Source organism: Flavobacterium sp. Sd200 (assembly GCF_009826935.1).
Classification (GTDB): domain Bacteria; phylum Bacteroidota; class Bacteroidia; order Flavobacteriales; family Flavobacteriaceae; genus Flavobacterium.
This window is the reverse complement of the sequence record NZ_WUMN01000003.1, coordinates 187,828-210,349: the sequence shown is the minus strand read 5'-3', so window position 1 is coordinate 210,349 and position 22,522 is coordinate 187,828. Positions and strand designations below refer to the sequence as shown.

34 protein-coding genes are annotated in these 22,522 nt (G+C 38.6%); 1 reads left to right on the top strand and 33 read right to left on the bottom strand.

Annotated elements, in window-relative coordinates; genetic code table 11:
• The first annotated feature begins 21 nt into the window (after window positions 1-21).
• The gene (locus GR160_RS10240; RefSeq protein WP_237421203.1) at window positions 22-2,400 is read left to right on the top strand and encodes a GAF domain-containing protein; all 2,379 of its coding nucleotides are present in this window, start codon (window positions 22-24) and stop codon (window positions 2,398-2,400) included.
• A gap of 63 nt (window positions 2,401-2,463) precedes the next feature.
• Here GR160_RS10240 and GR160_RS10235 read toward each other — a convergent pair whose 3' ends face one another.
• From GR160_RS10235 to rpsJ, 33 genes are all read right to left on the bottom strand, one after another.
• Window positions 2,464-4,611 (bottom strand): T9SS type A sorting domain-containing protein, encoded by a 2,148-nt coding sequence (locus tag GR160_RS10235; RefSeq protein ID WP_160749776.1) that lies wholly within the window; start codon window positions 4,609-4,611, stop codon window positions 2,464-2,466.
• 140 nt (window positions 4,612-4,751) lie between these two features.
• Window positions 4,752-6,047, bottom strand: a complete 1,296-nt coding sequence (gene eno, locus GR160_RS10230) for a phosphopyruvate hydratase (protein WP_160749775.1) — start codon at window positions 6,045-6,047, stop codon at window positions 4,752-4,754.
• 30 nt (window positions 6,048-6,077) lie between these two features.
• Window positions 6,078-7,193, bottom strand: coding sequence for a glutamine-hydrolyzing carbamoyl-phosphate synthase small subunit (carA, locus tag GR160_RS10225; protein WP_160749774.1), 1,116 nt, complete (start codon window positions 7,191-7,193; stop codon window positions 6,078-6,080).
• A 174-nt stretch (window positions 7,194-7,367) separates the two neighbouring features.
• Complete coding sequence (gene rplQ / locus GR160_RS10220) at window positions 7,368-7,874, bottom strand: 50S ribosomal protein L17 (protein ID WP_160749773.1); 507 nt, start codon at window positions 7,872-7,874, stop codon at window positions 7,368-7,370.
• Between the two features lie 38 nt (window positions 7,875-7,912).
• Window positions 7,913-8,905 carry a DNA-directed RNA polymerase subunit alpha gene (locus GR160_RS10215; RefSeq protein WP_160750090.1) on the bottom strand — a complete coding sequence of 331 codons (993 nt, stop codon included), beginning with the start codon at window positions 8,903-8,905 and terminating at the stop codon, window positions 7,913-7,915.
• Window positions 8,906-8,926: 21 nt separating this feature from the next.
• A complete protein-coding gene (gene rpsD / locus GR160_RS10210; protein ID WP_160749772.1) occupies window positions 8,927-9,532 on the bottom strand; it encodes a 30S ribosomal protein S4 in 606 nt (201 codons plus the stop codon).
• 81 nt (window positions 9,533-9,613) lie between these two features.
• Window positions 9,614-9,997 (bottom strand): 30S ribosomal protein S11, encoded by a 384-nt coding sequence (rpsK, locus tag GR160_RS10205; RefSeq protein ID WP_160749771.1) that lies wholly within the window; start codon window positions 9,995-9,997, stop codon window positions 9,614-9,616.
• Between the two features lie 8 nt (window positions 9,998-10,005).
• Window positions 10,006-10,380, bottom strand: a complete 375-nt coding sequence (rpsM, locus tag GR160_RS10200; RefSeq protein ID WP_160749770.1) for a 30S ribosomal protein S13 — start codon at window positions 10,378-10,380, stop codon at window positions 10,006-10,008.
• A gap of 2 nt (window positions 10,381-10,382) precedes the next feature.
• Entirely contained in the window at window positions 10,383-10,499 is a 117-nt protein-coding gene (ykgO, locus tag GR160_RS10195) for a type B 50S ribosomal protein L36 (protein WP_013305171.1), read from the bottom strand.
• 10 nt (window positions 10,500-10,509) lie between these two features.
• Window positions 10,510-10,725, bottom strand: a complete 216-nt coding sequence (infA, locus tag GR160_RS10190) for a translation initiation factor IF-1 (protein WP_026714631.1) — start codon at window positions 10,723-10,725, stop codon at window positions 10,510-10,512.
• 4 nt (window positions 10,726-10,729) lie between these two features.
• Entirely contained in the window at window positions 10,730-12,073 is a 1,344-nt protein-coding gene (gene secY / locus GR160_RS10185) for a preprotein translocase subunit SecY (protein WP_160749769.1), read from the bottom strand.
• Window positions 12,074-12,087: 14 nt separating this feature from the next.
• Window positions 12,088-12,540: a 50S ribosomal protein L15 gene (gene rplO, locus GR160_RS10180; protein WP_160749768.1), complete on the bottom strand. Its 453-nt coding sequence runs from the start codon at window positions 12,538-12,540 to the stop codon at window positions 12,088-12,090.
• Window positions 12,541-12,553: 13 nt separating this feature from the next.
• Window positions 12,554-12,736, bottom strand: coding sequence for a 50S ribosomal protein L30 (gene rpmD / locus GR160_RS10175; RefSeq protein ID WP_026990854.1), 183 nt, complete (start codon window positions 12,734-12,736; stop codon window positions 12,554-12,556).
• Between the two features lie 13 nt (window positions 12,737-12,749).
• Window positions 12,750-13,274 (bottom strand): 30S ribosomal protein S5, encoded by a 525-nt coding sequence (rpsE, locus tag GR160_RS10170; RefSeq protein WP_160749767.1) that lies wholly within the window; start codon window positions 13,272-13,274, stop codon window positions 12,750-12,752.
• Between the two features lie 8 nt (window positions 13,275-13,282).
• Window positions 13,283-13,633 carry a 50S ribosomal protein L18 gene (rplR, locus tag GR160_RS10165; protein ID WP_160749766.1) on the bottom strand — a complete coding sequence of 117 codons (351 nt, stop codon included), beginning with the start codon at window positions 13,631-13,633 and terminating at the stop codon, window positions 13,283-13,285.
• 11 nt (window positions 13,634-13,644) lie between these two features.
• A complete protein-coding gene (gene rplF / locus GR160_RS10160; RefSeq protein ID WP_160749765.1) occupies window positions 13,645-14,187 on the bottom strand; it encodes a 50S ribosomal protein L6 in 543 nt (180 codons plus the stop codon).
• Window positions 14,188-14,203: 16 nt separating this feature from the next.
• On the bottom strand, window positions 14,204-14,602 hold the full coding sequence (gene rpsH / locus GR160_RS10155; RefSeq protein WP_160749764.1) for a 30S ribosomal protein S8: 399 nt from the start codon (window positions 14,600-14,602) through the stop codon (window positions 14,204-14,206).
• 21 nt (window positions 14,603-14,623) lie between these two features.
• A complete protein-coding gene (rpsN, locus tag GR160_RS10150) occupies window positions 14,624-14,893 on the bottom strand; it encodes a 30S ribosomal protein S14 (protein WP_160749763.1) in 270 nt (89 codons plus the stop codon).
• 3 nt (window positions 14,894-14,896) lie between these two features.
• Complete coding sequence (rplE, locus tag GR160_RS10145; RefSeq protein WP_160749762.1) at window positions 14,897-15,448, bottom strand: 50S ribosomal protein L5; 552 nt, start codon at window positions 15,446-15,448, stop codon at window positions 14,897-14,899.
• A gap of 2 nt (window positions 15,449-15,450) precedes the next feature.
• Window positions 15,451-15,765 (bottom strand): 50S ribosomal protein L24, encoded by a 315-nt coding sequence (rplX, locus tag GR160_RS10140; RefSeq protein ID WP_160749761.1) that lies wholly within the window; start codon window positions 15,763-15,765, stop codon window positions 15,451-15,453.
• Between the two features lie 12 nt (window positions 15,766-15,777).
• Window positions 15,778-16,146, bottom strand: a complete 369-nt coding sequence (rplN, locus tag GR160_RS10135; protein ID WP_007803649.1) for a 50S ribosomal protein L14 — start codon at window positions 16,144-16,146, stop codon at window positions 15,778-15,780.
• A gap of 2 nt (window positions 16,147-16,148) precedes the next feature.
• The gene (rpsQ, locus tag GR160_RS10130) at window positions 16,149-16,406 is read right to left on the bottom strand and encodes a 30S ribosomal protein S17 (protein WP_160749760.1); all 258 of its coding nucleotides are present in this window, start codon (window positions 16,404-16,406) and stop codon (window positions 16,149-16,151) included.
• A 17-nt stretch (window positions 16,407-16,423) separates the two neighbouring features.
• A complete protein-coding gene (rpmC, locus tag GR160_RS10125) occupies window positions 16,424-16,615 on the bottom strand; it encodes a 50S ribosomal protein L29 (protein WP_160749759.1) in 192 nt (63 codons plus the stop codon).
• A 12-nt stretch (window positions 16,616-16,627) separates the two neighbouring features.
• On the bottom strand, window positions 16,628-17,047 hold the full coding sequence (gene rplP, locus GR160_RS10120) for a 50S ribosomal protein L16 (protein ID WP_054407931.1): 420 nt from the start codon (window positions 17,045-17,047) through the stop codon (window positions 16,628-16,630).
• A gap of 19 nt (window positions 17,048-17,066) precedes the next feature.
• A complete protein-coding gene (gene rpsC, locus GR160_RS10115) occupies window positions 17,067-17,816 on the bottom strand; it encodes a 30S ribosomal protein S3 (protein WP_160749758.1) in 750 nt (249 codons plus the stop codon).
• 6 nt (window positions 17,817-17,822) lie between these two features.
• The gene (rplV, locus tag GR160_RS10110; protein ID WP_160749757.1) at window positions 17,823-18,239 is read right to left on the bottom strand and encodes a 50S ribosomal protein L22; all 417 of its coding nucleotides are present in this window, start codon (window positions 18,237-18,239) and stop codon (window positions 17,823-17,825) included.
• Window positions 18,240-18,244: 5 nt separating this feature from the next.
• Entirely contained in the window at window positions 18,245-18,523 is a 279-nt protein-coding gene (gene rpsS / locus GR160_RS10105; RefSeq protein WP_020213638.1) for a 30S ribosomal protein S19, read from the bottom strand.
• Window positions 18,524-18,533: 10 nt separating this feature from the next.
• Window positions 18,534-19,358 (bottom strand): 50S ribosomal protein L2, encoded by an 825-nt coding sequence (gene rplB / locus GR160_RS10100; protein ID WP_160749756.1) that lies wholly within the window; start codon window positions 19,356-19,358, stop codon window positions 18,534-18,536.
• Between the two features lie 6 nt (window positions 19,359-19,364).
• Window positions 19,365-19,655 (bottom strand): 50S ribosomal protein L23, encoded by a 291-nt coding sequence (gene rplW, locus GR160_RS10095; RefSeq protein WP_160749755.1) that lies wholly within the window; start codon window positions 19,653-19,655, stop codon window positions 19,365-19,367.
• Between the two features lie 7 nt (window positions 19,656-19,662).
• The gene (gene rplD, locus GR160_RS10090) at window positions 19,663-20,292 is read right to left on the bottom strand and encodes a 50S ribosomal protein L4 (protein ID WP_160749754.1); all 630 of its coding nucleotides are present in this window, start codon (window positions 20,290-20,292) and stop codon (window positions 19,663-19,665) included.
• Window positions 20,292-20,909: a 50S ribosomal protein L3 gene (gene rplC, locus GR160_RS10085; RefSeq protein ID WP_160749753.1), complete on the bottom strand. Its 618-nt coding sequence runs from the start codon at window positions 20,907-20,909 to the stop codon at window positions 20,292-20,294. The genes rplD and rplC overlap by 1 nt, the downstream gene beginning before the upstream one ends.
• A 235-nt stretch (window positions 20,910-21,144) precedes the next feature.
• Window positions 21,145-22,080 (bottom strand): hypothetical protein, encoded by a 936-nt coding sequence (locus GR160_RS10080; protein ID WP_160749752.1) that lies wholly within the window; start codon window positions 22,078-22,080, stop codon window positions 21,145-21,147.
• Window positions 22,081-22,207: 127 nt separating this feature from the next.
• Window positions 22,208-22,513, bottom strand: a complete 306-nt coding sequence (gene rpsJ / locus GR160_RS10075; RefSeq protein WP_160749751.1) for a 30S ribosomal protein S10 — start codon at window positions 22,511-22,513, stop codon at window positions 22,208-22,210.
• Between the last annotated feature and the right edge of the window lie 9 nt (window positions 22,514-22,522).

Genomic DNA, 22,522 nt, shown 5'->3' with positions numbered 1-22,522 from the left:
TGCAACACGAATATCCCTACAATGATGATGGAAGATGAACAACACACAGCCAGCCCTTTAATTGCCAAAATATCTTTTCATAAGGTATTGGAAATTTTAGAGGATATAGCATTATCTGACGTTGATTATCGCGCCGATTATGCAAAGGCTCTCCTGCGCCATGCTGCGCCCTACCCCGAACTTAGAGACGGTATAGATGATATTGCCCTGCTCGAAAAACATAAAGGTTTAATTAAAAACCTGCTTGCCGATCTTTTCCCTACGGCACTAACGCACAACGAAATTAAAGCTGCCGGTATTCCTTTTTTTAATGTTACGTTTAACCATACCGAACGTTTTAATAAAATACTTAAAAATGCCGGACAGGATTTTGGCATTAACATTCGCAACCTGGACGAACACCAATTCTATGTTTTTTGCTGCTGTCTAATATTAAACGACTATTACGGACAGAATTTAGATTTCAGCAAACCGCTGTTTTATGACATTCCGGATGAGAACGGGGTAATGAAACACTACCGAATACTATACAACGGCGACTTTTTAGAACTACTTCCTACCGAAAAAGCAGTTAAGCTTACGCCCGAAGATATAGACCAACTGCTTAGCAATTATGACAATCTTGAGCTATGGAGAGAGAAATTTCCTGAAGGAAGCTGGATATGCAAAGGCTTTGGCATAGTATCGTTATTTGATGCCACTACCGAGAGCGCCATATCTAACCTAAAAACCAACCTACTGGTTAACGACGGCACCAAGAAAGAGAAAAAAGAAAATTTTGAAGGCATTTTCAGGAGTATTTTTAAAATAGAAGACCTGCGCATTGGCTTTACCGAAATTAACCTGGAAGACAATGTATTTAAGCTTGCGCCTTTTAAGGATATTAAAAGCTATATACTTAGTGGCTCTAAAGAGATGGACTGCAACAACATGTTTTGCAGCGAGTCATTAAAAAAGATACTGGACGAAAGGCAGTATTTTGTTTTGAGCGATGTAGAAAAATTCAGGGATGAAAACCCGGTAGAAGCCCGCTTTTTAAACCACCTGCTGGATCAGGATATAAAAAGCTGTATACTTGCCCCAATCATCAAGAACGAAAAGTTCTACGGTTTTATCGAGTTGGTTTCGGCAAGGGCTAAAGAGCTTAACAGCATTAATGCCAACAAGCTTGGCTATGTGTTGCCATTCCTTACCGACACTATAGAGCGCTACTACTCTGAACTGCAAAATGAGGTAGACGCTATTATACAAAACGAATATACTGCCATACACCACAGTGTGTACTGGAAATTCAGGGAAGAGGCATTGCTGCACGTTCAGGCTAAAAACAATAGTCAGGCTTATAAAGAGATCGTTTTTAAAGAGGTATATCCTCTCTATGGCCAAATAGACGTTAAAGGATCGTCTACCGCCAGGAACGAATCTACCGAGAAAGACCTTATACTGCAAATAGGCAAACTTATAGATGTGTTCAGGTTTATTTTCAAACAGGAAAAACTACCGCTTATTGAGCAGCACCTCTATGAACTTGAGAATATTGAAGAACAACTTGGCAAAGAGCTTAAAGCTGATACCGAGTCTACCATTCAAAACTATATCATAAGTGAAGTTCACCCAGTGTTACAACATTTTGAATCGGCCAACAGCGATATCCATCAAAGGATAGAGAATTATTTTGGTACGCTTGATTCTAAAGTAAAAATGGTTTATGACAGCCGTAAGGACTTTGACGATACGCTAAGCATCATCAACAAGCAAATGGCTGCCGTGCTCGACGAAAAACAAAAAGAGGCACAGTCGTTCTTTCCACACTATTATGAGCGCTTTAAAACCGATGGTGTAGAGCACAACCTTTATATTGGGGCCTCGATTTCGCCAAAACATCCTTACAATCCACTATACTTAAACAATTTAAGGTTGTGGCAATTGCAGGCCATGTGCGAAATGGAAAACGAGTATTACAAGCTAAGGCCATCTTTGCGTTATGAGCTTGACGTTACTTCGTTAATACTGGTTTTCAGTACACCTATATCGATACGTTTCCGTATGGACGAAAAGCGTTTTGATGTAGACGGCACTTACAACGCCCGCTATGAAGTGGTTAAGAAGCGTATAGACAAGAGCAACATTAAAGGCACTAAGGAGCGCATTACACAAAAAGGCAAAATAACCATTGTGTACACCCAAAAGAAGGAAGAGATAGAATACAGGCGATACATACAGTTTTTACAGCACCGTAACATGCTGGGCAATGTTATAGAAACTTTTGATGTAGAAGACCTACAGGGCGTTACCGGACTTAAAGCCATGCGTGTTACCATAAACTACAATACTAACGAAAAGGCCGATGGTACTTACAGCTATGAAGACCTTTTAAAAGAACTCGAACATAAGGGATAAAACATTACTATTATAAACAATCAGGGCTGTCGAATGGCAGCCCTGATTGTTTAAATATAAAACTTAGTTCTTAATTACTTTTTTCGTAACTGTACCTCTATCAGATATAACTTTCAAAAGATAAATACCTTTTGGTTTAGATGATATATCTACAACACCATCAGTGCCATTAACAACATTTGTTTGTAGCAGCCTGCCCTGAACATCATACAGTTCGGTTTTATTAACCGTAAGCTTAGATTGTATTTTTAGCAGACCTGTGGTTGGGTTAGGGTAAATGTTAAGGGTGTCTGCACCAAAATCATCCCTCCCTAAAACTGCAAATGCTGTAATGGCTTCGTTAGTAATTAACGGTTCGTTTTCATCAAAGACTATGCTGGCCTGATTTGTCACAACGTCGTTAGCAGTAAGTGTTTCGAGGGTTTTTATTTTATAGGTTACATAACCAAGCGCAAAAGGAGCCAGGTAAATATTGGCAAACCTGAACGTCAATACATTCCCTGTAAGGGTGGCAACCATTGTGTTAGAACTATTTAATATCTGTAATGATTGCAAATTATACTTAGTATCATCAAGTTCATTCGTTATAACCACAAAACCTGCTGCTGCAGTGCCAATATTTTCAAAGTTAATAGTGTAGTGCAGATACTCCCCTATCTTGTCTACTGACACAGTTTCACCTTCAAGGCACACAATATTGTTAGGATCCTGAGAGTATCGTACTGTCTGATAAAAATCGACACGGTTATTTTCAGGTGTTTCATCTTGCTGATTATTATTCCCTGTAACAGAAAAACTAAGTACATCGCCAATGTTTACGGGAAAAGGACTCGTGGGAGTATTTACACGCAAGGTTACTGCAATAGTACGTGTCTCGAAAGGTTGCAGATTTGTAAAATTACAGGTTAACAAACCGGGCACATTGGTGGTATAATTAGGAGAAACATTTGTAAGCGTTAATGCATCACCATTATACTCCAGCATAATATTTCCGCTCAATATCTGGTTTCCTTTATTTTTATAAGTCAAATAATACCTTTGATTACTGCCCGCAGTAATACCATTATTCGCACTAGCTGTAACTTCCAAATCCGGGTGTATGCCATCGGCAGTAATACAAAAATCTCTTGTTACAATTGTACCATCTAACTCATTAAAAGTTATTACCGGAGATTCAGAAGTGGTAAAATAAGGCGCATCTGTCAATTCAGGCGAAATGGCATAATTTCCTGTTTGGGCAATAAAACTATAGTATCCTGTATCTGTGGTCCATATTGAACTTGTGTTTCCTTCATGGACAGAATTTACCTTAACAAAAGGACGTATAGGATCAGCATAATCACATCCATTACCATCAAAATCAAAACGCGCTATTCCTGTTATCATGTTATCATGATCTCCGGTTTCTCCACAGGTGGTACTAAATTCGATATTTTCAATATTCCAATTTGGATACCATGAATTTATAATTATAATTGAATTGTAAACTACATCATACTCATCGGCATCAAGGCAAATTGACGTTAAATTAGTGCAGCCGCCGAACTCCTCACTATTAAAATATTGTACTCTGCCATTCTTTAAATTAACAGTTGTAAGATTAATATTGTCATACAAACTAAAGCCAACCAAATTTGTTTGTGTAGAGAAATCCATAGTAGTAAATAAATTATCACTACCATTGAAACCAATCAGGTTTACCGGGGTCAAATCAATAGCCGTTAATCTGTTGTTACGGCAAGCAAGATATCTTAATCTACCTAAACCAGTAAGATCAATAGTTGTTAAATTATTTTCATAACAATTCAAATTAGTTAAACTACTACAACCATTAAGGACTAAGGATGTAAGCGAATTATCGTAAACGTTTAAAGTAACCAGATTACTAAGCCCTGATACATTAAGAGTAGTAAGGTTATTACCATAACAACTAAGGTAAGTAAGGTTTAAAAAAGACGAGATCCCTTGTAAATTTGAAATTGAGCCAGTATTAATATTGAGCCAGTACACCGCTAATGCTTCCGTTTCCTGTATTTCTCCATCAGCGTTCGCATCAATTGCAAAATAATTGCCATTAATGTCTTTAGCACTATGACTGGTTGCAGATGATCTTAGAAGTCTGCTTTTAAAATTTACATCCGGAATATTCACTATTTGAGCGCTGGTAAATGCACTAATAAACAGTAAAATAACAAGTAGTTTTTGTTTCATAAAGGCGTTTTCATTAAAAGGTTAGTTACATATATAACAACATTAACAATTTAACAGGAAAACACCCTACGTTAAGAAATTTACTTTTTAAATAAAAAAACCTGCCGATTGGCAGGTTTAATATTTAGTGCTTGTAAAACTTAAGCTTTTACTTTGAATGCTTTTTCACCAGGGAAGTAAGCAACTTCACCAAGTTCTTCTTCTATGCGAAGTAGTTGGTTGTATTTAGCCATACGGTCTGAACGTGAAGCAGAACCTGTTTTGATCTGGCCACAGTTAAGAGCCACAGCAAGGTCGGCAATAGTGTTATCTTCAGTTTCGCCCGAACGGTGAGACATTACAGATGTATAACCGGCATTGTGAGCCATGTTTACAGCAGCAATAGTTTCTGTAAGGGTACCAATTTGGTTAACTTTAACAAGGATAGAGTTAGCAATACCTTTTTCTATACCTGTAGAAAGACGCTCTACGTTAGTAACAAATAAATCGTCGCCTACAAGCTGAACTTTATCTCCTACAAGCTCCGTAAGGTATTTCCAACCGTCCCAGTCGTTTTCCTGCATACCATCTTCAATAGAGATGATAGGGTATTTAGCCGCAAGATCTGCAAGATATTCTGCCTGTTCTTTAGACGAACGTTTTTTACCTGTTTCTCCTTCAAATTTAGTGTAATCATACTGTCCGTTTACATAAAACTCAGAAGCAGCACAGTCAAGAGCGATTTTCACATCACCTCCAAAAGTATAGCCAGCTTTTTCAACAGCAAGTTTTATTGTATCTAGAGCATCTTCTGTACCGCCGGCAAGGTTAGGTGCAAAACCACCCTCATCGCCCACTGCAGTGCTAAGGCCACGGTCATGAAGTACTTTTTTAAGGTTATGGAAAACCTCTGTACCTATTTGCATAGCGTGTGTAAAGCTTGTTGCTTTTACAGGGAAGATCATAAACTCCTGGAACGCGATAGGCGCATCCGAGTGCGAACCACCGTTAATAATGTTCATCATTGGCACAGGCAGAGTATTGCCCGATACACCACCTACGTAGCGGTAAAGCGGCAGGCCAAGCTCGTTAGCAGCTGCTTTAGCAACAGCAAGAGAAACACCAAGTATAGCGTTAGCACCAAGTTTAGATTTATTAGGAGTTCCATCAAGCTCGATCATAGCTTTATCGATAGCATTTTGCTCAAATACCGACAGGCCAACAATTTCCTGTGCAATTGTAGTGTTTACATTCTCAACAGCTTTAAGAACACCTTTGCCCATGTAAGCTTTACCACCATCGCGAAGCTCTACTGCCTCATGCTCTCCTGTAGAAGCTCCAGACGGAACTGCTGCTCTTCCAAGAACACCGTTCTCTGTAATTACATCAACTTCTACTGTAGGATTTCCACGAGAATCCAGTATTTGCCTTGCGTGTACTTTAATAATAATGCTCATAATTTGTTTTTTGGTTGTTTTAAATTCCTTTTAATTATTGTGTTTACCTTTTTCAATGTTTGCAATAAACTGGTCAAAAAGATATGTTGCATCGTGTGGGCCCGGGCTTGCTTCAGGATGGTATTGAACAGAGAAGCAGTTTTTGCTTTTCATTCGCATACCTGCCACAGTACCGTCGTTAATATGCTCGTGCGTAATTTCAAAATCAGGATGACTTTCTAAAGCCTCCCTTTGCACTGCAAAACCGTGGTTTTGCGATGTTATTTCGCCTTCGCCTGTTAACAGGTTTTTAACCGGGTGGTTAATTCCCCTGTGGCCGTTAAACATTTTATAGGTTGGTATGCCGTTTGCCAGTGCCAAAACCTGATGCCCAAGACAAATGCCAAATACAGGCTCGTTATCATTTAAAATATTACGGGCTGTTTCCTGCGCATCAAACAACGGATCCGGGTCGCCGGGACCGTTAGATAAAAAGTAACCGTCAGGGCCAAAGGTTTTCATTTCCTCATAGGTTGCGTTATATGGAAATACTTTAATATAACAGTCTCTTTTGGCAAGATTGCGCAATATGTTTTTCTTGATACCAAGATCTAGTGCAGATATTTTATACTTAGCATCAGGGCTGCCCACAAAATAAGGCTCTTTTGTAGAAACCTTAGACGAAAGTTCAAGTCCTTTCATATCAGGCACAGCAGCAAGACGTTTTTTAAGGTCTTCAATATCGCAGTCTTCTGTACATATAGCAGCGTTCATCGCCCCGTTCTCCCTAATATAGCTAACCAGTGCCCTTGTATCTACGTCTGATATTGCCACAAGGTTTTGATCTTCAAAATAGCTTTTTAGATTCTCGGTAGAATTTACACGCGAGTGATTAAAGCTAAAGTTTTTACACACAAGACCTGATATCATAATTTTATCGGCCTCAACCTCTTCTTCATTAGTGCCGTAGTTACCAATATGGGCATTAGATGCCACCATGATCTGACCAAAATAAGACGGATCAGTAAAAATTTCCTGATATCCTGTCATACCTGTATTAAAACATACTTCGCCAAAAACGGTACCTTCTATACCAATAGATTTTCCGTAAAAAATGGTGCCGTCTGCAAGTAGCAATATGGCTTTTTCCCTGTTAGTGTATTTCATTAAGTTGTTAGTGTTGTTGTGCTGTTTGCAAATTTACTTTAAAATTTCGGTATAGTAAAAAGCATATTTAATTTTTCAATATCCCTTAGCCTAAAACGATTAAGCGTTGCAAAAAAAAAGGATAAACTATTAAGTTTATCCTTTTTATAATATAGAAAAATCAGTATTGCATGATTATTCTGTAGCTTCTTTGTTCTCTTCTGTATCAACAGCAGGAGCCTCAGTAGCTGCAGGAGCTTCAGCCACAACTGCATCAGCTTTTTTAGCAGTACGGCTACGACGTGTAGTTTTCTTAGCTTCTTTTTTAGTAGCGTTGTACAGTTCGTTAAAGTCAACAAGTTCTATCATAGCCATATCAGCGTTGTCACCAAGACGGTTACCAAGCTTAATGATACGGGTATAACCTCCAGGACGGTCGCCCACTTTAGCAGCTACCTCCCTGAAAAGCTCAGTAACAGCATACTTGTTACGAAGACTTGCAAATACAACACGTCTGTTATGAGTAGTATCTGCTTTAGATTTTGTTACAAGAGGCTCAATATATAATTTAAGCGCTTTAGCCTTAGCAACAGTAGTGTTGATGCGCTTGTGCTCTATAAGAGAGCAGGCCATATTGGCAAGCATCAGCTTTCTGTGGCCTGACTGCCTGCTTAAGTGATTTATTTTCTTTCCGTGTCTCATTACTGAATTAATTTAAACCTAAACCTATACGGTACAGATTATTCTTTATCTAATTTGTATTTGGTTAAATCCATTCCGAAATGCAGATTTTTTGAGGCAACAAGCTCATCAAGCTCTGTTAATGATTTTTTACCAAAATTGCGGAATTTCATTAAGTCGTTTTTGTTAAACGATACCAGATCTCCTAATGTATCAACTTCAGCCGCTTTTAAACAATTTAATGCCCTTACAGAAAGATCCATATCTACCAGTTTGGTTTTTAGGAGTTGTCTCATGTGAAGAGATTCTTCATCATAAGATTCTGTTTGTGCAATTTCGTCGGCCTCAAGTGTTATCCTTTCGTCAGAGAACAGCATAAAGTGATGTATCAGCGTTTTTGCTGCCTCAGTAAGCGCTTCTTTAGGATGAATAGAGCCATCTGTAATGATTTCAAAAACCAGTTTTTCGTAATCTGTTTTTTGCTCAACACGGAAGTTTTCTATTGTATATTTTACATTCTTTACCGGAGTAAAGATAGAATCTGTAAATATAGTACCTATAGCGGCGTTTTGCTTTTTGTTCTCTTCTGCCGGAACATAACCCCTGCCCTTTTCAATAGTAAGTTCAAGGTTTACGTTGATTTTGCTGTCCATGTTAAAGATAACAAGATCAGGATTAAGCACCTGGAAACCTGAAATAAATTTCTGGAAGTCTCCTGCTGTAAGCTGGTCTTTTCCTGTAAAAGATACAGAAACAGATTCGTTGTCTATATCTTCTATCTGGCGTTTAAAACGAACCTGTTTCAGGTTCAGGATTATTTCTGTAACATCTTCAACAACTCCCGGTATTGTAGAGAATTCGTGGTCTACTCCTTCAATGCGAACTGAAGTGATTGCATAACCTTCAAGCGAAGAAAGCAAAACTCTTCTAAGTGCGTTACCAACGGTCAATCCGTAACCAGGCTCCAAGGGACGGAACTCAAATTTCCCCTGAAAATCGGTTGAATCGATCATGATAACTTTATCGGGCTTCTGAAAATTAAATATTGCCATATTGTCGACTAATGTCAATTATTATTTGTTATACAACTCAACGATAAGTTGTTCTTTAATGTTTTCAGGGATCTGAAGTCTTGCAGGTACAGATACAAAAGTACCTTCAAGAGTATCGTTGTTCCAGGTAATCCACTCATATACATGAGCAGAGTTAGATAAAGATGCAGTAATTACTTCAAGCGATTTAGATTTTTCGCGAACGGCAACTTTATCACCAGGCTTTAAGTGGTAAGAAGGTATGTTAACCACCTCGCCATTTACAGTAATATGCCTGTGAGAAACTATTTGCCTTGCACCCCTTCTTGAAGGAGCGATACCCATCCTGTAAACAACGTTATCAAGGCGTGATTCGCAAAGTTGTAAAAGAACTTCACCGGTTACACCTTTAGTTGCAGCAGCTTTTTCATACAGGTTCCTGAATTGTTTTTCAAGGATACCGTAAGAGTACTTAGCTTTTTGCTTTTCCATTAGCTGTACAGCATATTCAGATTTTTTACCTCTCCTTTTAGCTAAACCATGTTGCCCTGGAGGGTAATTTCTTTTTTCGAAGGCTTTATCGTCTCCGAAGATCGCCTCACCAAATTTACGGGCGATTTTTGTTTGTGGACCAGTATATCTTGCCATTTTAAAAATTTAGGAGAACAGGGGTTATGAATTCAGGTCTCATCCTCCGATAACCTTTGTCCTGTTCGATTATACTATTAATTAAACTCTTCTTCTTTTTGGAGGGCGGCAACCGTTGTGCGGTAGCGGCGTAACGTCGATTATCTCAGTAACCTCGATACCTCCATTATGTAAAGACCTGATTGCAGATTCCCTGCCGTTACCCGGTCCTTTAACGTAAACTTTAACCTTTTTAAGGCCAGCCTCAAGAGCTACTTTGCTGCAATCTTCGGCAGCCATCTGTGCTGCATAAGGAGTGTTCTTTTTAGAACCCCTAAAGCCCATTTTACCGGCAGATGACCAAGATATAACTTCACCTTTCTTGTTTGTTAAAGAAATGATGATGTTATTAAAAGTTGCGCTAATATGAGCCTCACCTGTAGATTCTATAACTACTTTACGTTTTTTGGTACTTGCTTTAGCCATATTACTTATTATTTAGTTGCTTTTTTCTTGTTAGCAACAGTTTTTCTCTTACCTTTTCTTGTTCTTGAGTTGTTTTTAGTGCGTTGGCCACGTAGTGGTAAACCAGCTCTGTGACGGATGCCCCTGTAACAACCAATATCCATTAAACGTTTAATGTTTAAAGATATTTCAGAACGCAATTCTCCTTCAATTTTAAAGTAAGATACGGCCTCACGGATTGCGCTGATATCATCGTCATTCCAATCCTGAACTTTTTTATCCTCGCTTACCTGAGCTTTAGCCAAAATTTCTTTAGCCCTGCTGTTACCAATACCAAATATATAGGTTAAAGCAATAACTCCTCTTTTGTTTTTAGGTATGTCTACCCCTGCAATTCTTGCCATAATTATCCTTGTCTTTGTTTAAATCTAGGATTCTTTTTGTTAATAACATATAACCTGCCTTTTCTGCGAACAATTTTGCAGTCGGCACTTCTTTTCTTAACTGACGCTCTTACTTTCATTTTAATAGCTTTAGTATCTATAAGTAATTCTTGCTTTAGACAAGTCGTAAGGGCTCATTTCAAGTTTTACTTTATCGCCGGGCAATAATTTAATGTAATGCATACGCATCTTTCCTGAAATATGAGCAATTACAACGTGCCCGTTTTCTAATTCAACACGGAACATAGCGTTTGATAACGCCTCAATAATAGATCCGTCCTGTTCTATTGCTGATTGTTTTGCCATAAATTTAAGCTACTGCTTTTCTATTTTTGCTACTTTTCATCAACCCGTCATAATGCCTGTTCAACAAGTAAGAGTTTATTTGCTGAATAGTATCGATTGCAACCCCAACCATAATTAACAGTGATGTACCACCATAGAACAATGCCCACTGAGACTGAACCCCGAAACTTACCACAACTGCCGGGAACACGGCAATAAGTGCTAAGAATAACGAACCGGGGAACGTTATTAACGACATGATCTTATCAAGATAATCGCCGGTCTCTACACCTGGTCTTACACCCGGTATAAATCCGCCGCTCCTTTTAAGGTCATCTGCCATTTTGTTAGTAGGTACCGTAATCGCGGTGTAAAAGTACGTAAAAATTATAATTAATAACGCAAAAACAACATTGTAAGCCAAACCAAACACATTTTGAAAACTTGTAGTGATGGTTTGTGCCGCATCAGACTTAGAAAGTCCTGCCAATGCAGCAGGTATAAACATAATAGCCTGGGCAAATATAATTGGCATAACACCCGAAGCATTAAGCTTTAAAGGTATCCATTGCCTGTTTGCGTCAAGCATATCCTGTTCAAAATCGCCCCCGGCAGTGCGTCTTGCATACTGTACTGGTATTTTTCTTACTGCCATGATCATTAAAATACAGGCAATAATAATAACAAGCCATACAACAACCTCAAGAAGCAATTTTAGTGGGCCACCATTATTCTCTGTTACTACAGAAGTAAACTCCTGAACAAAAGCTTGCGGCATCCTTGCTATAATACCTACAAGTATTAGTAGCGATATACCATTACCTATACCTTTATCTGTAATCTTTTCACCAAGCCACATTGCAAAAATGGTGCCTGTTGTAAGTATTACTACAGATGAGAAAAGGAATGGAAAAGAGTCAGACGGTAACAGGAACGCTTCGCTTGGAAGTGTCCTATAAAGGTTATAAATATAACCAGGTCCCTGTACCAAAGTAATAGCGATGGTTAACCAACGCGTAATCTGGTTTAGGGTTTTCCTTCCGCTCTCTCCTTCTTTTTGCAGCTTTTGCAGGTAAGGAACAGCAATACCCATTAGCTGCACCACGATAGATGCAGAAATGTATGGCATGATACCCAATGCAAATACAGATGCCTGCGAAAACGCACCACCTGTAAATACATCGATTAACCACCCAATACCACCCTGGGTTTGTTTAGATAAGTTTGTAAGCCCTGTAGCATCTATACCAGGCAGGGTTACGTGTGCACCAAAACGGTACACAAGCAACAATCCTAAAGTAACTAAAATTCTATTTTTTAGTTCTTCTATTTTCCATACATTGGCAAATGCTTCAAAAAATTTTTTCATAAGGCTTTCTTAGATTATAAACTTACTACTTCTCCACCAGCAGCTTCAATAGCAGCTTTAGCGGTAGCTGTAAATTTGTGTCCACTTATTTTTAATTTTGCTTTTAGCTCGCCTCTTCCTAAAATCTTTACCTTTTCATTTTTAGTAGCTAACCTTGTAGCAACAAGTACTGCAAAATCAACAGTATCTGTAACTACTCCGTTATCTACAAGAGCCTGTAGCGTATCAAGGTTGATACCTGCATATTCCTTACGGTTGATGTTTTTAAAACCAAATTTAGGAACACGTCTTTGTAGTGGCATCTGTCCACCTTCAAAACCAATTTTCTTAGAATAACCAGAACGTGATTTAGCACCTTTATGACCACGTGCGGCAGTACCGCCTTTGCCAGAGCCTTCACCTCTACCTACCCTTTTGTTTTTATTGTGAACCGAACCTTCTGCAGGTTGTAAGTTACTTAAATCCATTTCGTGTAATTTGTTAGTTAGCTTCTTCTACAGAAACTAAGTGTTTAACTTTGTTTACCATTCCAAGGATAGCAGGAGTTGCATCGTGCTCAACAACCTGACCAAGTTTGCGTAGGCCCAGAGATTCAAGAGTAAGCTTCTGCGTTTGAGGGCAGTTAATTTTACTCTTTACTTGTTTTACTTTAATTTTTCCCATGATTTCCTTTGGATTAACCTTTAAATACTTTTTCTAAAGAAACGCCTCTTTGTTTTGCAACAGTTACAGCACTCCTCATTTGAAGAAGAGCATCAAAAGTAGCTTTAACAACATTGTGAGGGTTAGATGAACCCTGAGATTTTGATAATACATCGTGTATACCAACACTCTCAAGTACGGCACGAACTGCACCACCGGCAATAACTCCGGTACCGTGAGAAGCCGGCATTAAGAATACACGTGCACCACCAAATTTACCTTTTTGCTCGTGCGGAACAGACTGTCCTGAAAGTGGAATCCTTACAAGGCTCTTTTTTGCATCCTCAACAGCTTTGGCAATTGCCTCAGACACGTCTTTAGATTTTCCAAGGCCGTGGCCTACCACACCATTCTCGTCTCCTACAACTACTATAGCGCTAAAGCCAAATGCCCTACCACCTTTAGTAACTTTAGTTACACGGTTAACAGCTACAAGGCGGTCTTTAAGTTCAAGACCGCTTGGTTTTACTAGTTCTACGTTTTTATAATTATGATACATAATTTGTCTTAGAATTTAAGCCCGGCTTCTCTTGCGCCTTCAGCTAATGATTTAACACGTCCGTGGTAAAGGTAACCGCCCCTGTCAAAAGAGATGGTATCGATACCCGCTTTTAAAGCTCTTTCAGCAATAAGTTTACCTACAGCTGCAGCAGTTTCTATGTTAGTACCTTTAGTGATTTCTGCTTCTCTTGAAGAGGCAGCGGCCAAAGTTACACCGTTTACATCGTCTATGATTTGTGCATAGATCTCTTTATTGCTCCTAAAAACAGAAAGTCTTGGCTGGGCAGCAGTTCCGCTTACAATCTTTCTGATTCTGAACTTAATTCTTTGTCTTCTTTCAGATTTGTTTAATGACATAGTCTTAATTTTTAAGCTGATTTACCTGCTTTTCTTCTTAATACCTCACCTACAAACTTCACACCTTTTCCTTTGTAAGGCTCTGGTTTGCGGAAACCTCTGATTTTCGCAGCCACCTGGCCTAAAAGTTGCTTATCGTGAGAAGAAAGTTTGATGATTGGATTTTTACCCTTTTCTGTAACTGTTTCTACAGTAACTTCAGGAACTACTTCAAGAACAATGTTGTGTGAAAAGCCAAGAGCGATATCCAGTTTTTGTCCCTGGTTAGAAGCTCTGTAACCTACACCCACAAGCTCAAGGTCTTTAGTAAACCCTTCAGATACACCAACAACCATATTGCTGATTAGTGCTCTGTACAAACCGTGTTTAGATCTTTCGTTTTTATGGTCAGATGATCTTTCCACTATTACCTGGCCATCCTCAACTTTAACAGACACGTCTGAAAATTCCTGAGTAAGCTGGCCTTTTTTTCCTTTTACTGTAACAACATTTCCGTTAACTTCTACAGTTACTCCGGCTGGTATTACTACTGGATTTTTACCTATTCTTGACATCGTATAAGTCTTTTTATTAGTATACGTAGCAAATTACCTCTCCACCAACGTTTAGTTGTTTTGCCTGTTTTCCAGTCATCAAACCTTTTGATGTAGAAACGATAGCAATACCTAATCCGTTAAGAATTCTTGGTAGGTTAGAAGCACCTGCATATTTACGTAAACCCGGTTTACTAATTCTCTGGATATCTTTAATTACACTCTCTTTAGTATCTTTATCATACTTAAGAGCTATTTTGATAGTGCCTTGAACGCCACTTTCATCAAATTTGTAGCTTAAAATATATCCCTGGTCGAATAAAATCTTTGTGATTTCTTTTTTAAGGTTTGAAGCAGGAACCTCTACCACTTTGTGGTTAGCCCTTACTGCATTTCTAACCCTTGTCAAAAAATCTGCGATAGGATCTGTATACATTTTTTTTCCTTTTAAACTTAATTACCAACTTGCTTTTTTAACTCCCGGTATCAATCCATTGTTAGCCATTTCGCGGAAAGTTACACGCGAAATACCGAACTGACGCATATAGCCTCTTGGTCTTCCTGTTAGTTTACAACGGTTGTGTAAACGAACCGGAGAAGCATTTTTTGGTAATTTTTGAAGACCTTCATAATCTCCGGCTTCTAATAAAGCCTTCCTTTTTGCAGCATATTTTGCTACCAGTGCTTCTCTTTTTACCTCACGGGCTTTCATTGATTCTTTAGCCATATCTTAATTCTTTTTAAAAGGTAATCCTAATTCTGCTAATAATGACTTTGCTTCTTTATCTGTTTGAGCAGTAGTTACAAAGGTAATATCCATACCTGCAATTTTGTTTACTTTGTCAATATCAATTTCAGGGAAAATGATTTGCTCAGTAACACCCAGGTTGTAGTTACCCCTACCGTCAAAACCAGTAGCTTTAATACCGTTAAAGTCTCTTACACGTGGAAGTGCAGATGTTACAAGCCTGTCTAAAAACTCATACATCTTTTCGCCACGTAAAGTTACTTTAGCACCAATTGGCATACCTTTTCTAAGTTTAAACGTAGCAACGTCTTTTTTAGAAATAGTAGATACCGCTTTTTGGCCGGTAATTTTTGTTAGCTCTTCAACAGCATGATCGATTAATTTCTTATCCGATACTGCTGCTCCTACGCCACGGCTTAAAACGATTTTTTCAAGTTTAGGAACCTGCATTACGTTTTTATAGCCAAATTCTTCTGTAAGAGCAGAAATAACCCTGCTCTTATATTCTTCTTTAAGTCTTGGTATATAAGCCATAACTATAGTACTTGATTAGATTTTTTTGAAAATCTCACGTTCTTATCTCCTTCTTTCCTTACACCTGTTTTTGTAGTCTCTTTTGTTTTAGGGTCTACAAGGGCAAGGTTAGAGATATGGATAGGAGCCTCTTTTTTAACGATACCACCCTGTGGGTTTTTAGCGCTTGGCTTTGTGTGTTTAGACACAAGGTTAGCACCTTCTACGATCGCTTTATTTTTTTCACGAAGAACACGAAGTACTTTACCTTCTGTACCTTTATGGTCGCCGGCAATTACCCTTACAGTGTCTCCTGATTTTATTTTTAGCTTTATCATCTTTAAAATCAATTAAAGCACTTCTGGTGCCAGTGATACAATTTTCATGAATTGTTTTTCACGAAGTTCTCTTGCTACAGGACCAAAAACGCGAGTACCTCTCATTTCACCAGCAGCATTTAACAACACACATGCGTTATCGTCAAACCTGATGTATGAACCGTCGGCTCTTCTCACTTCTTTTTTGGTACGTACAACAACTGCGGTAGATACTGCACCTTTTTTTACGTTTCCGTTTGGTGTTGCATCTTTTATAGATACCACAATTTTATCTCCAACAGAGGCATAACGACGTTTCGTTCCTCCTAATACACGGATAGTTAAAACTTCTTTAGCTCCCGTGTTATCTGCTACTTTTAGTCTCGATTCCTGTTGTACCATAATTACTTCGCTCTTTCAATGATTTCAACTAATCTCCAACATTTAGTTTTACTTAAAGGTCGTGTTTCCATGATCTTTACTGTATCTCCAATGTTACAGTCATTTTTTTCGTCGTGTGCTACAAACTTTTTAGTTTTTAGTACGAACTTACCATATAATGGGTGTTTTACCTTTGTTGTTTGCGCAACTACAATAGATTTATCCATTTTGTTGCTGGTAACTACACCTATACGCTCTTTTCTTAAATTTCTTTTTTCCATCTTTCAGCAGACTACAATTATTGTAACTCTCTTTTGCTTAGCTCAGTGGCTACTCTTGCAATAGACCTCCTTACAGTTCTTAACTGTAGTGGATTCTCTATAGGAGAGATAGCATGGGCTGATTTTAGGTCGGCATATGTTTTCTGTAACTCACCAAGTTTACCTTGTAACTCAGCTGCAGATAGATCTTTAATGTCTGATTGTTTCATAATAATTTTGGATTATGCTTCGAAATCTCTCGCAACAATAAACTTAGTTTTTACAGGTAGTTTTTGAGCCGCAAGGCGTAGTGCCTCTTTTGCTACAGATAGTGGCACGCCACCTACCTCAAACATAATTCTTCCCGGTTTAACAACGGCTGCCCAATATTCAACAGCACCTTTACCTTTACCCATACGTACCTCAAGAGGCTTTTTGGTGATAGGCTTATCCGGGAATATTTTAATCCATAACTGACCTTCCCTTTTCATAAAACGGGTTGCCGCGATACGGGCAGCCTCGATTTGGCGGGAAGTAATGAAAGACGAATCTAAAGATTTAATACCAAACATACCATTTGAAAGTTCGTGACCTCTTTGAGACACCCCTTTCATCTTACCTTTCTGTACCTTACGGTATTTTGTTCTTTTAGGCTGTAACATTTTTCTTTAGTTTAAAAAATTACTTTCTTTTGCGTTGGTTTGGTCTGTCGCCGCCCGGCCTTCCGCCCTGACGTTCGCGGTCCTGAGATCCTGAAGGTTTAGACTGTTTTTTGTCCATACCTGCTAACGGAGAAAGATCTCTTTTTCCATAAACTTCACCTTTCATGATCCACACTTTAATACCCATCCTACCATAAGCAGTGTGAGCTTCAGCAAGTGCATAATCAATGTCCGCCCTGAAAGTCGACAAAGGAATCCTTCCTTCTTTGAACATTTCAGAACGTGCCATTTCGGCACCGTTCAAACGACCTGAGATCATTACCTTAATACCCTCTGCATTCATACGCATTGCAGCAGCGATAGCCATTTTGATAGCCCTTCTGTAAGAAATACGGCTCTCAATCTGACGGGCAATACTTGTACCTACTAAGTAAGCATCAAGCTCCGGCCTTTTAATTTCAAAGATGTTGATTTGAACTTCTTTGTCAGTAATTTTCTTAAGTTCCTCTTTTAGCTTGTCTACCTCCTGGCCACCTTTACCGATAATGATACCGGGACGGGCAGTGGTGATAGTAACGGTTACAAGTTTAAGAGTCCTCTCGATGATTACTTTAGACACACTTGCTTTAGATAAACGGGCATGGATATATTTCCTGATTTTATGATCTTCGGCAAGTTTGTCACCGTAATCATTTCCACCATACCAGTTAGAATCCCAACCCCTGATGATACCAAGGCGATTTCCTATTGGATTTGTCTTTTGTCCCATAACTGTTTATGAATTGCTTTGTGTGTTATTATTAGTAGCTCCAAGCACGATAGTTACGTGGTTTGAGCGTTTTCTTATTCTATGAGCACGACCCTGTGGTGCTGGCCTAAGCCTTTTTAGCATTGCGCCACCGTCTACCCTTATTTCTTTTACAAAAAGACCAGCTTCTTCAAGGCTTTCTTCGCTGTTTTTTTGCTGCCAGTTGTTGATAGCAGAAAGTAACAGTTTCTCTAAGTTACGAGAAGCGTCTTTTGCATTAAACTTTAATATATTAAGCGCTAACTCTACCTTTTGGCCCCTTACAAGGTCTGCAACGATGCGCATTTTGCGGGGTGAAGTTGGGCAGTTATTTAGCTTAGCAAAAGCGATAGACTTGTTAGCCTCTTTTCTTGCCTCTGCAGTTTCTCTTTTACGAACTCCCATTGCTATTATTTTTTACCTTTATTTTTAGCACCAGCGTGACCCCTGAAAGAGCGCGTTGGCGAAAATTCTCCTAATTTATGACCTACCATGTTCTCTGTTACGTAAACCGGAACGAATTGACGTCCGTTGTGTACTGCAATAGTCTGCCCAACAAAATCCGGAGTAATCATAGAAGCGCGAGACCATGTCTTAACAACCCCTTTATTACCTTTCTCGATATTTTCCTGAACTTTCTTTTCTAATTTATAGTGAACGAAAGGTCCTTTCTTTAATGAACGTGCCATATCTTACTTATTATTTCTTTCTACGTTCTACGATATACTTATTACTCGGGTTAACTTTAGAACGAGTTCTATAACCTTTAGCAGGAAGACCTTTTCTTGAACGTGGGTGACCACCAGAAGAACGTCCTTCACCACCACCCATCGGGTGATCTACAGGGTTCATCGCTACCGGTCTTGTTCTTGGCCTTCTGCCTAACCAACGAGACCTACCCGCTTTACCAGAAACGATAAGCTGGTGATCTGAATTAGAAACAGCTCCAATTGTTGCAGTACAGGTTAAAAGGATCAACCTTGTCTCACCTGAAGGCATCTTGATTGTAGCATATTTTCCATCTCTTGCCATTAGCTGAGCAAATGTACCTGCGCTACGCGCAATTACAGCACCCTGACCAGGACGTAGTTCGATACAAGATATAACAGTACCTAGAGGAATTTTACTTAACGGTAAAGCATTACCAATTTCCGGAGCAGCATTTTCGCCCGAAGAAATTGTTTGACCAACCTGAAGTCCGTTCTGAGCAATGATATATGTTTTCTCACCATCTGCATAGAATAGTAGAGATATAAATGCTGAACGGTTTGGATCGTACTCAATAGTTTTAACTACAGCAGGAACTCCGGCTTTAGCTCTTTTGAAATCGATTATACGATACCTTTGTTTGTGACCACCGCCTGTATAACGCATGGTCATTTTTCCTTGACTATTTCTACCGCCTGAGTTTTTTTTCGGTGCGATCAAAGAACGCTCCGGCTTATCAGTTGTAATAGTGTCAAAGCTATTAACAACTCTAAAACGCTGACCCGGGGTAATAGGTTTTAATTTTCTAACTGACATGTCTTATTAGATATTGTTGTAAAAATCTATTGTTTCTCCTTCTTTTACCTGAACAATTGCTTTTTTGTAAGCATTTGTTTTTCCTTGGATTAAACCACTCTTAGTGTATTTAACCGATCTATCAGCCCTGTAGTTCATTGTGTTTACCTCTACAACCGAAACCCCATAAGCAGCCTCAACAGCATTCTTAACCTGGATTTTGTTTGCTTTTTTATCAACAATGAAACCAAAACGGTTGAAAACCTCACCGTCTTTAGTTATTTTTTCAGTAATGATAGGTTTAATTATGATACCCATTGCCCTATTATTTGCTTAAATTTTCTTCAATTCCTTCTAAAGAGCCTTCAAAAAGAACCAAACTATTAGCGTTAACTATCGCGTAAGTATTTAATTCTGAGGCAGTTACCACGTTAGTAGCCTTTAAATTGCGTGATGACAAATATACATTTTTATTTGTATCACCCAACACTACTAAAGATTTTTTATTATCTAACCCTAAAGCTTTCAAAAAGTTAACAAATCCTTTTGTGCTTGGAGCTTCAAAATCGAAGTTCTCTACAACCACTAAATTAGACTCTTTTGCTTTTAAAGCGAAGGCAGATTTTCTTGCTAAACGCTTAAGGCCTTTGTTAAGCTTGAAAGAGTAGCTTCTTGGCCTTGGCCCGAAAACTGTACCCCCACCCTTAAACAAAGGGTTCTTAACACTACCGGCACGTGCAGTACCTGTACCTTTTTGTTTTTTAATTTTACGGGTACTACCTGTCACTTCAGCTCTTTCTTTTGCTTTGTGAGTACCTTGTCTTTGGTTTGCAAGATATTGCTTTACATCTAAGTATACAGCATGCTTATTAGGCTCAATTGCAAATACTGAATCAGAAAGGGTAACCGTCCTGCCAGTTTCTTTTCCGTTGATATCTAATACTTTTACTTCCATTACTTCTGAATGATTACGTAAGAGTTTTTGTGTCCCGGTATAGCTCCTTTTACTACAAGAAGGTTCTTATCGGCAACCACTTTTAAAACTCTAAGGTTTTGAACTGTTACATTTTCTCCTCCGGTTCTACCTGCCATGCGCATTCCTTTAAATACACGTGAAGGATATGACGATGCTCCCACAGAACCCGGCGCTCTTAAACGGTTATGCTGACCGTGAGTAGCCTGACCCACACCACCAAAACCATGACGTTTAACAACACCCTGGAAACCTTTACCTTTAGACACACCCTGAACATCTACAAATTCGCCTTCAGCGAAAAGATCTACAGAGATAACATCTCCTAATTTGTACTCTGTTACAAAATCCTGGAATTCAACGACTTTTTTCTTAGCAACAGTTCCCGCTTTTTTAAAGTGGCCTGCAGCCGCTTTAGTAGCATGTTTTTCTGTTTTGTCATCGAAACCAAGTTGCAACGCTTCATACCCGTCAACCTCGTTGGTTCTGACTTGGGTAACAACGCATGGTCCAGCTTCGATTACTGTACACGGAATGTTTTTTCCGTTTTCATCGAAAATACTGGTCATGCCGATTTTTTTACCAATTAACCCAGACATAATTTTTTGTTATTAATTATTAACTCCCTTCAATTTGAAGTAACCATACACTCCAAACAGGGGTGCAAAAGTAGTTATTCTATTTAGAAAATCAAACAGTTACATAAAAATAAATTACAAAAACCACAAAAAATTTATTTACACACCTAAAAACACCCCTGCTTGCTCATATTCAGGCATAAAAAAAACCTCTGCTGCACATGGCTAACAGAGGTTTCGTTACTTCAAACTTAAACTACTCATAAACCCGGCTGCCATAAAGCAAGATGGCCGGAGCCACAAGATCGCTTTTGTGCGGCTTGGTAAAAAATTGATGCGCAAAATCATAATTGATTATCCGATTCTCATTGATTAACTCTTCAAAATACTGCTTCGTTAAAACATCATACCTTTTAGAATAATAATTTAATTGCTCAGATATCTGAAACTTCAACCTTGTTGCATCATCCAGATCAGGATCAATCACGTTACCATCCTTATCATAATACTCCACAAGCTCTACCCAAACAAACAGGGGCTTATCAGGAAACAAATATAATAATGGGGGCAACTCAACCTCTGCTTTTTTATCTTTAGGGTTTAGGTACAAAACATCTGTAGAATAAAAACTATTATTTGGCATTGCAAATTGATACCCTTTTATAGTTAAGGATTCATGGACATCTAAAAAATGTATCTTGTAGGCAGTTTTAAACTGAACCTTGTCTACATAAAATGTCAACCTTTTTAATTGTAGTTTATTCACAAGATTGTTTCTATAAAGAATGCCATATTTCAGCTCCTTAATTAATGGCCTTGACCGTCTTTTTACAAATCTGTTGGTTTCACCTAAAACAATTTCTTTATTGTTTTGAGAACTTATAACAACCTCGTCAAGATGGATTACATCTTTAGTCAAAAACACCAAAGTATCTAAATCCTTTTTGGCAAGCCCCAGTGTTTTATAATCAACCTGGGAAAAACTCACAGAATCAAAAACAACACTATTAGGAAGCGTTGTTGCTTTATCTGATAACACCACACCTTTCCCCACAAGCTGTCGGTTGTTATACAACGCATAGCCTACACCATCTAACACCTCAAATGTATCGTTATCTACCACCACAACTACCTGACTAAAGCAAAGCGAAGGCAGCAACAGCAAACACACTCCTATTATACATCTAAACATAGCACAACAATTAAATTGAGACAATAATACACCCTAACAACAAACATAAATAAAATAATCATGGGCTGCACCAAAACAAAAAAGCCCCAGCAAAATTGCCGGGGCTTTTGTATATAAAGCGGTTTTATCACACTTTTATTTCAACTTCTACACCACTTGGAAGCTCTAATTTCATTAGGGCATCGATAGTTTTAGAAGAAGAGCTGTAAATGTCAAGTAGCCTTTTGTAAGAGCTAACTTCGAACTGCTCCCTTGATTTTTTGTTTACGTGCGGAGAACGCAGTACTGTAAAAATCTTTTTGTGGGTAGGTAAAGGAATAGGACCTGTTACAACAGCACCTGTACTCTTTACAGTTTTAACGATCTTCTCTGCAGATTTATCTACAAGTGCATGATCGTATGATTTTAATTTTATTCTGATTTTCTGACTCATTTCTTTGTA

What these genes read in the sequence shown, in the direction of transcription:
- GR160_RS10240 (WP_237421203.1), top strand. Translation starts at nt 22, where the DNA reads ATGATGATGGAAGATGAACAACACACAGCCAGCCCTTTAATTGCCAAA.
- GR160_RS10235 (WP_160749776.1), bottom strand. Translation starts at nt 4,611, where the DNA reads ATGAAACAAAAACTACTTGTTATTTTACTGTTTATTAGTGCATTTACC.
- eno (WP_160749775.1), bottom strand. Translation starts at nt 6,047, where the DNA reads ATGAGCATTATTATTAAAGTACACGCAAGGCAAATACTGGATTCTCGT.
- carA (WP_160749774.1), bottom strand. Translation starts at nt 7,193, where the DNA reads ATGAAATACACTAACAGGGAAAAAGCCATATTGCTACTTGCAGACGGC.
- rplQ (WP_160749773.1), bottom strand. Translation starts at nt 7,874, where the DNA reads ATGAGACACGGAAAGAAAATAAATCACTTAAGCAGGCAGTCAGGCCAC.
- GR160_RS10215 (WP_160750090.1), bottom strand. Translation starts at nt 8,905, where the DNA reads ATGGCAATATTTAATTTTCAGAAGCCCGATAAAGTTATCATGATCGAT.
- rpsD (WP_160749772.1), bottom strand. Translation starts at nt 9,532, where the DNA reads ATGGCAAGATATACTGGTCCACAAACAAAAATCGCCCGTAAATTTGGT.
- rpsK (WP_160749771.1), bottom strand. Translation starts at nt 9,997, where the DNA reads ATGGCTAAAGCAAGTACCAAAAAACGTAAAGTAGTTATAGAATCTACA.
- rpsM (WP_160749770.1), bottom strand. Translation starts at nt 10,380, where the DNA reads ATGGCAAGAATTGCAGGGGTAGACATACCTAAAAACAAAAGAGGAGTT.
- ykgO (WP_013305171.1), bottom strand. Translation starts at nt 10,499, where the DNA reads ATGAAAGTAAGAGCGTCAGTTAAGAAAAGAAGTGCCGACTGCAAAATT.
- infA (WP_026714631.1), bottom strand. Translation starts at nt 10,725, where the DNA reads ATGGCAAAACAATCAGCAATAGAACAGGACGGATCTATTATTGAGGCG.
- secY (WP_160749769.1), bottom strand. Translation starts at nt 12,073, where the DNA reads ATGAAAAAATTTTTTGAAGCATTTGCCAATGTATGGAAAATAGAAGAA.
- rplO (WP_160749768.1), bottom strand. Translation starts at nt 12,540, where the DNA reads ATGGATTTAAGTAACTTACAACCTGCAGAAGGTTCGGTTCACAATAAA.
- rpmD (WP_026990854.1), bottom strand. Translation starts at nt 12,736, where the DNA reads ATGGGAAAAATTAAAGTAAAACAAGTAAAGAGTAAAATTAACTGCCCT.
- rpsE (WP_160749767.1), bottom strand. Translation starts at nt 13,274, where the DNA reads ATGTATCATAATTATAAAAACGTAGAACTAGTAAAACCAAGCGGTCTT.
- rplR (WP_160749766.1), bottom strand. Translation starts at nt 13,633, where the DNA reads ATGTCATTAAACAAATCTGAAAGAAGACAAAGAATTAAGTTCAGAATC.
- rplF (WP_160749765.1), bottom strand. Translation starts at nt 14,187, where the DNA reads ATGTCAAGAATAGGTAAAAATCCAGTAGTAATACCAGCCGGAGTAACT.
- rpsH (WP_160749764.1), bottom strand. Translation starts at nt 14,602, where the DNA reads ATGTATACAGATCCTATCGCAGATTTTTTGACAAGGGTTAGAAATGCA.
- rpsN (WP_160749763.1), bottom strand. Translation starts at nt 14,893, where the DNA reads ATGGCTAAAGAATCAATGAAAGCCCGTGAGGTAAAAAGAGAAGCACTG.
- rplE (WP_160749762.1), bottom strand. Translation starts at nt 15,448, where the DNA reads ATGGCTTATATACCAAGACTTAAAGAAGAATATAAGAGCAGGGTTATT.
- rplX (WP_160749761.1), bottom strand. Translation starts at nt 15,765, where the DNA reads ATGATAAAGCTAAAAATAAAATCAGGAGACACTGTAAGGGTAATTGCC.
- rplN (WP_007803649.1), bottom strand. Translation starts at nt 16,146, where the DNA reads ATGGTACAACAGGAATCGAGACTAAAAGTAGCAGATAACACGGGAGCT.
- rpsQ (WP_160749760.1), bottom strand. Translation starts at nt 16,406, where the DNA reads ATGGAAAAAAGAAATTTAAGAAAAGAGCGTATAGGTGTAGTTACCAGC.
- rpmC (WP_160749759.1), bottom strand. Translation starts at nt 16,615, where the DNA reads ATGAAACAATCAGACATTAAAGATCTATCTGCAGCTGAGTTACAAGGT.
- rplP (WP_054407931.1), bottom strand. Translation starts at nt 17,047, where the DNA reads ATGTTACAGCCTAAAAGAACAAAATACCGTAAGGTACAGAAAGGTAAG.
- rpsC (WP_160749758.1), bottom strand. Translation starts at nt 17,816, where the DNA reads ATGGGACAAAAGACAAATCCAATAGGAAATCGCCTTGGTATCATCAGG.
- rplV (WP_160749757.1), bottom strand. Translation starts at nt 18,239, where the DNA reads ATGGGAGTTCGTAAAAGAGAAACTGCAGAGGCAAGAAAAGAGGCTAAC.
- rpsS (WP_020213638.1), bottom strand. Translation starts at nt 18,523, where the DNA reads ATGGCACGTTCATTAAAGAAAGGACCTTTCGTTCACTATAAATTAGAA.
- rplB (WP_160749756.1), bottom strand. Translation starts at nt 19,358, where the DNA reads ATGTCAGTTAGAAAATTAAAACCTATTACCCCGGGTCAGCGTTTTAGA.
- rplW (WP_160749755.1), bottom strand. Translation starts at nt 19,655, where the DNA reads ATGGGTATCATAATTAAACCTATCATTACTGAAAAAATAACTAAAGAC.
- rplD (WP_160749754.1), bottom strand. Translation starts at nt 20,292, where the DNA reads ATGGAAGTAAAAGTATTAGATATCAACGGAAAAGAAACTGGCAGGACG.
- rplC (WP_160749753.1), bottom strand. Translation starts at nt 20,909, where the DNA reads ATGTCTGGGTTAATTGGTAAAAAAATCGGCATGACCAGTATTTTCGAT.
- GR160_RS10080 (WP_160749752.1), bottom strand. Translation starts at nt 22,080, where the DNA reads ATGTTTAGATGTATAATAGGAGTGTGTTTGCTGTTGCTGCCTTCGCTT.
- rpsJ (WP_160749751.1), bottom strand. Translation starts at nt 22,513, where the DNA reads ATGAGTCAGAAAATCAGAATAAAATTAAAATCATACGATCATGCACTT.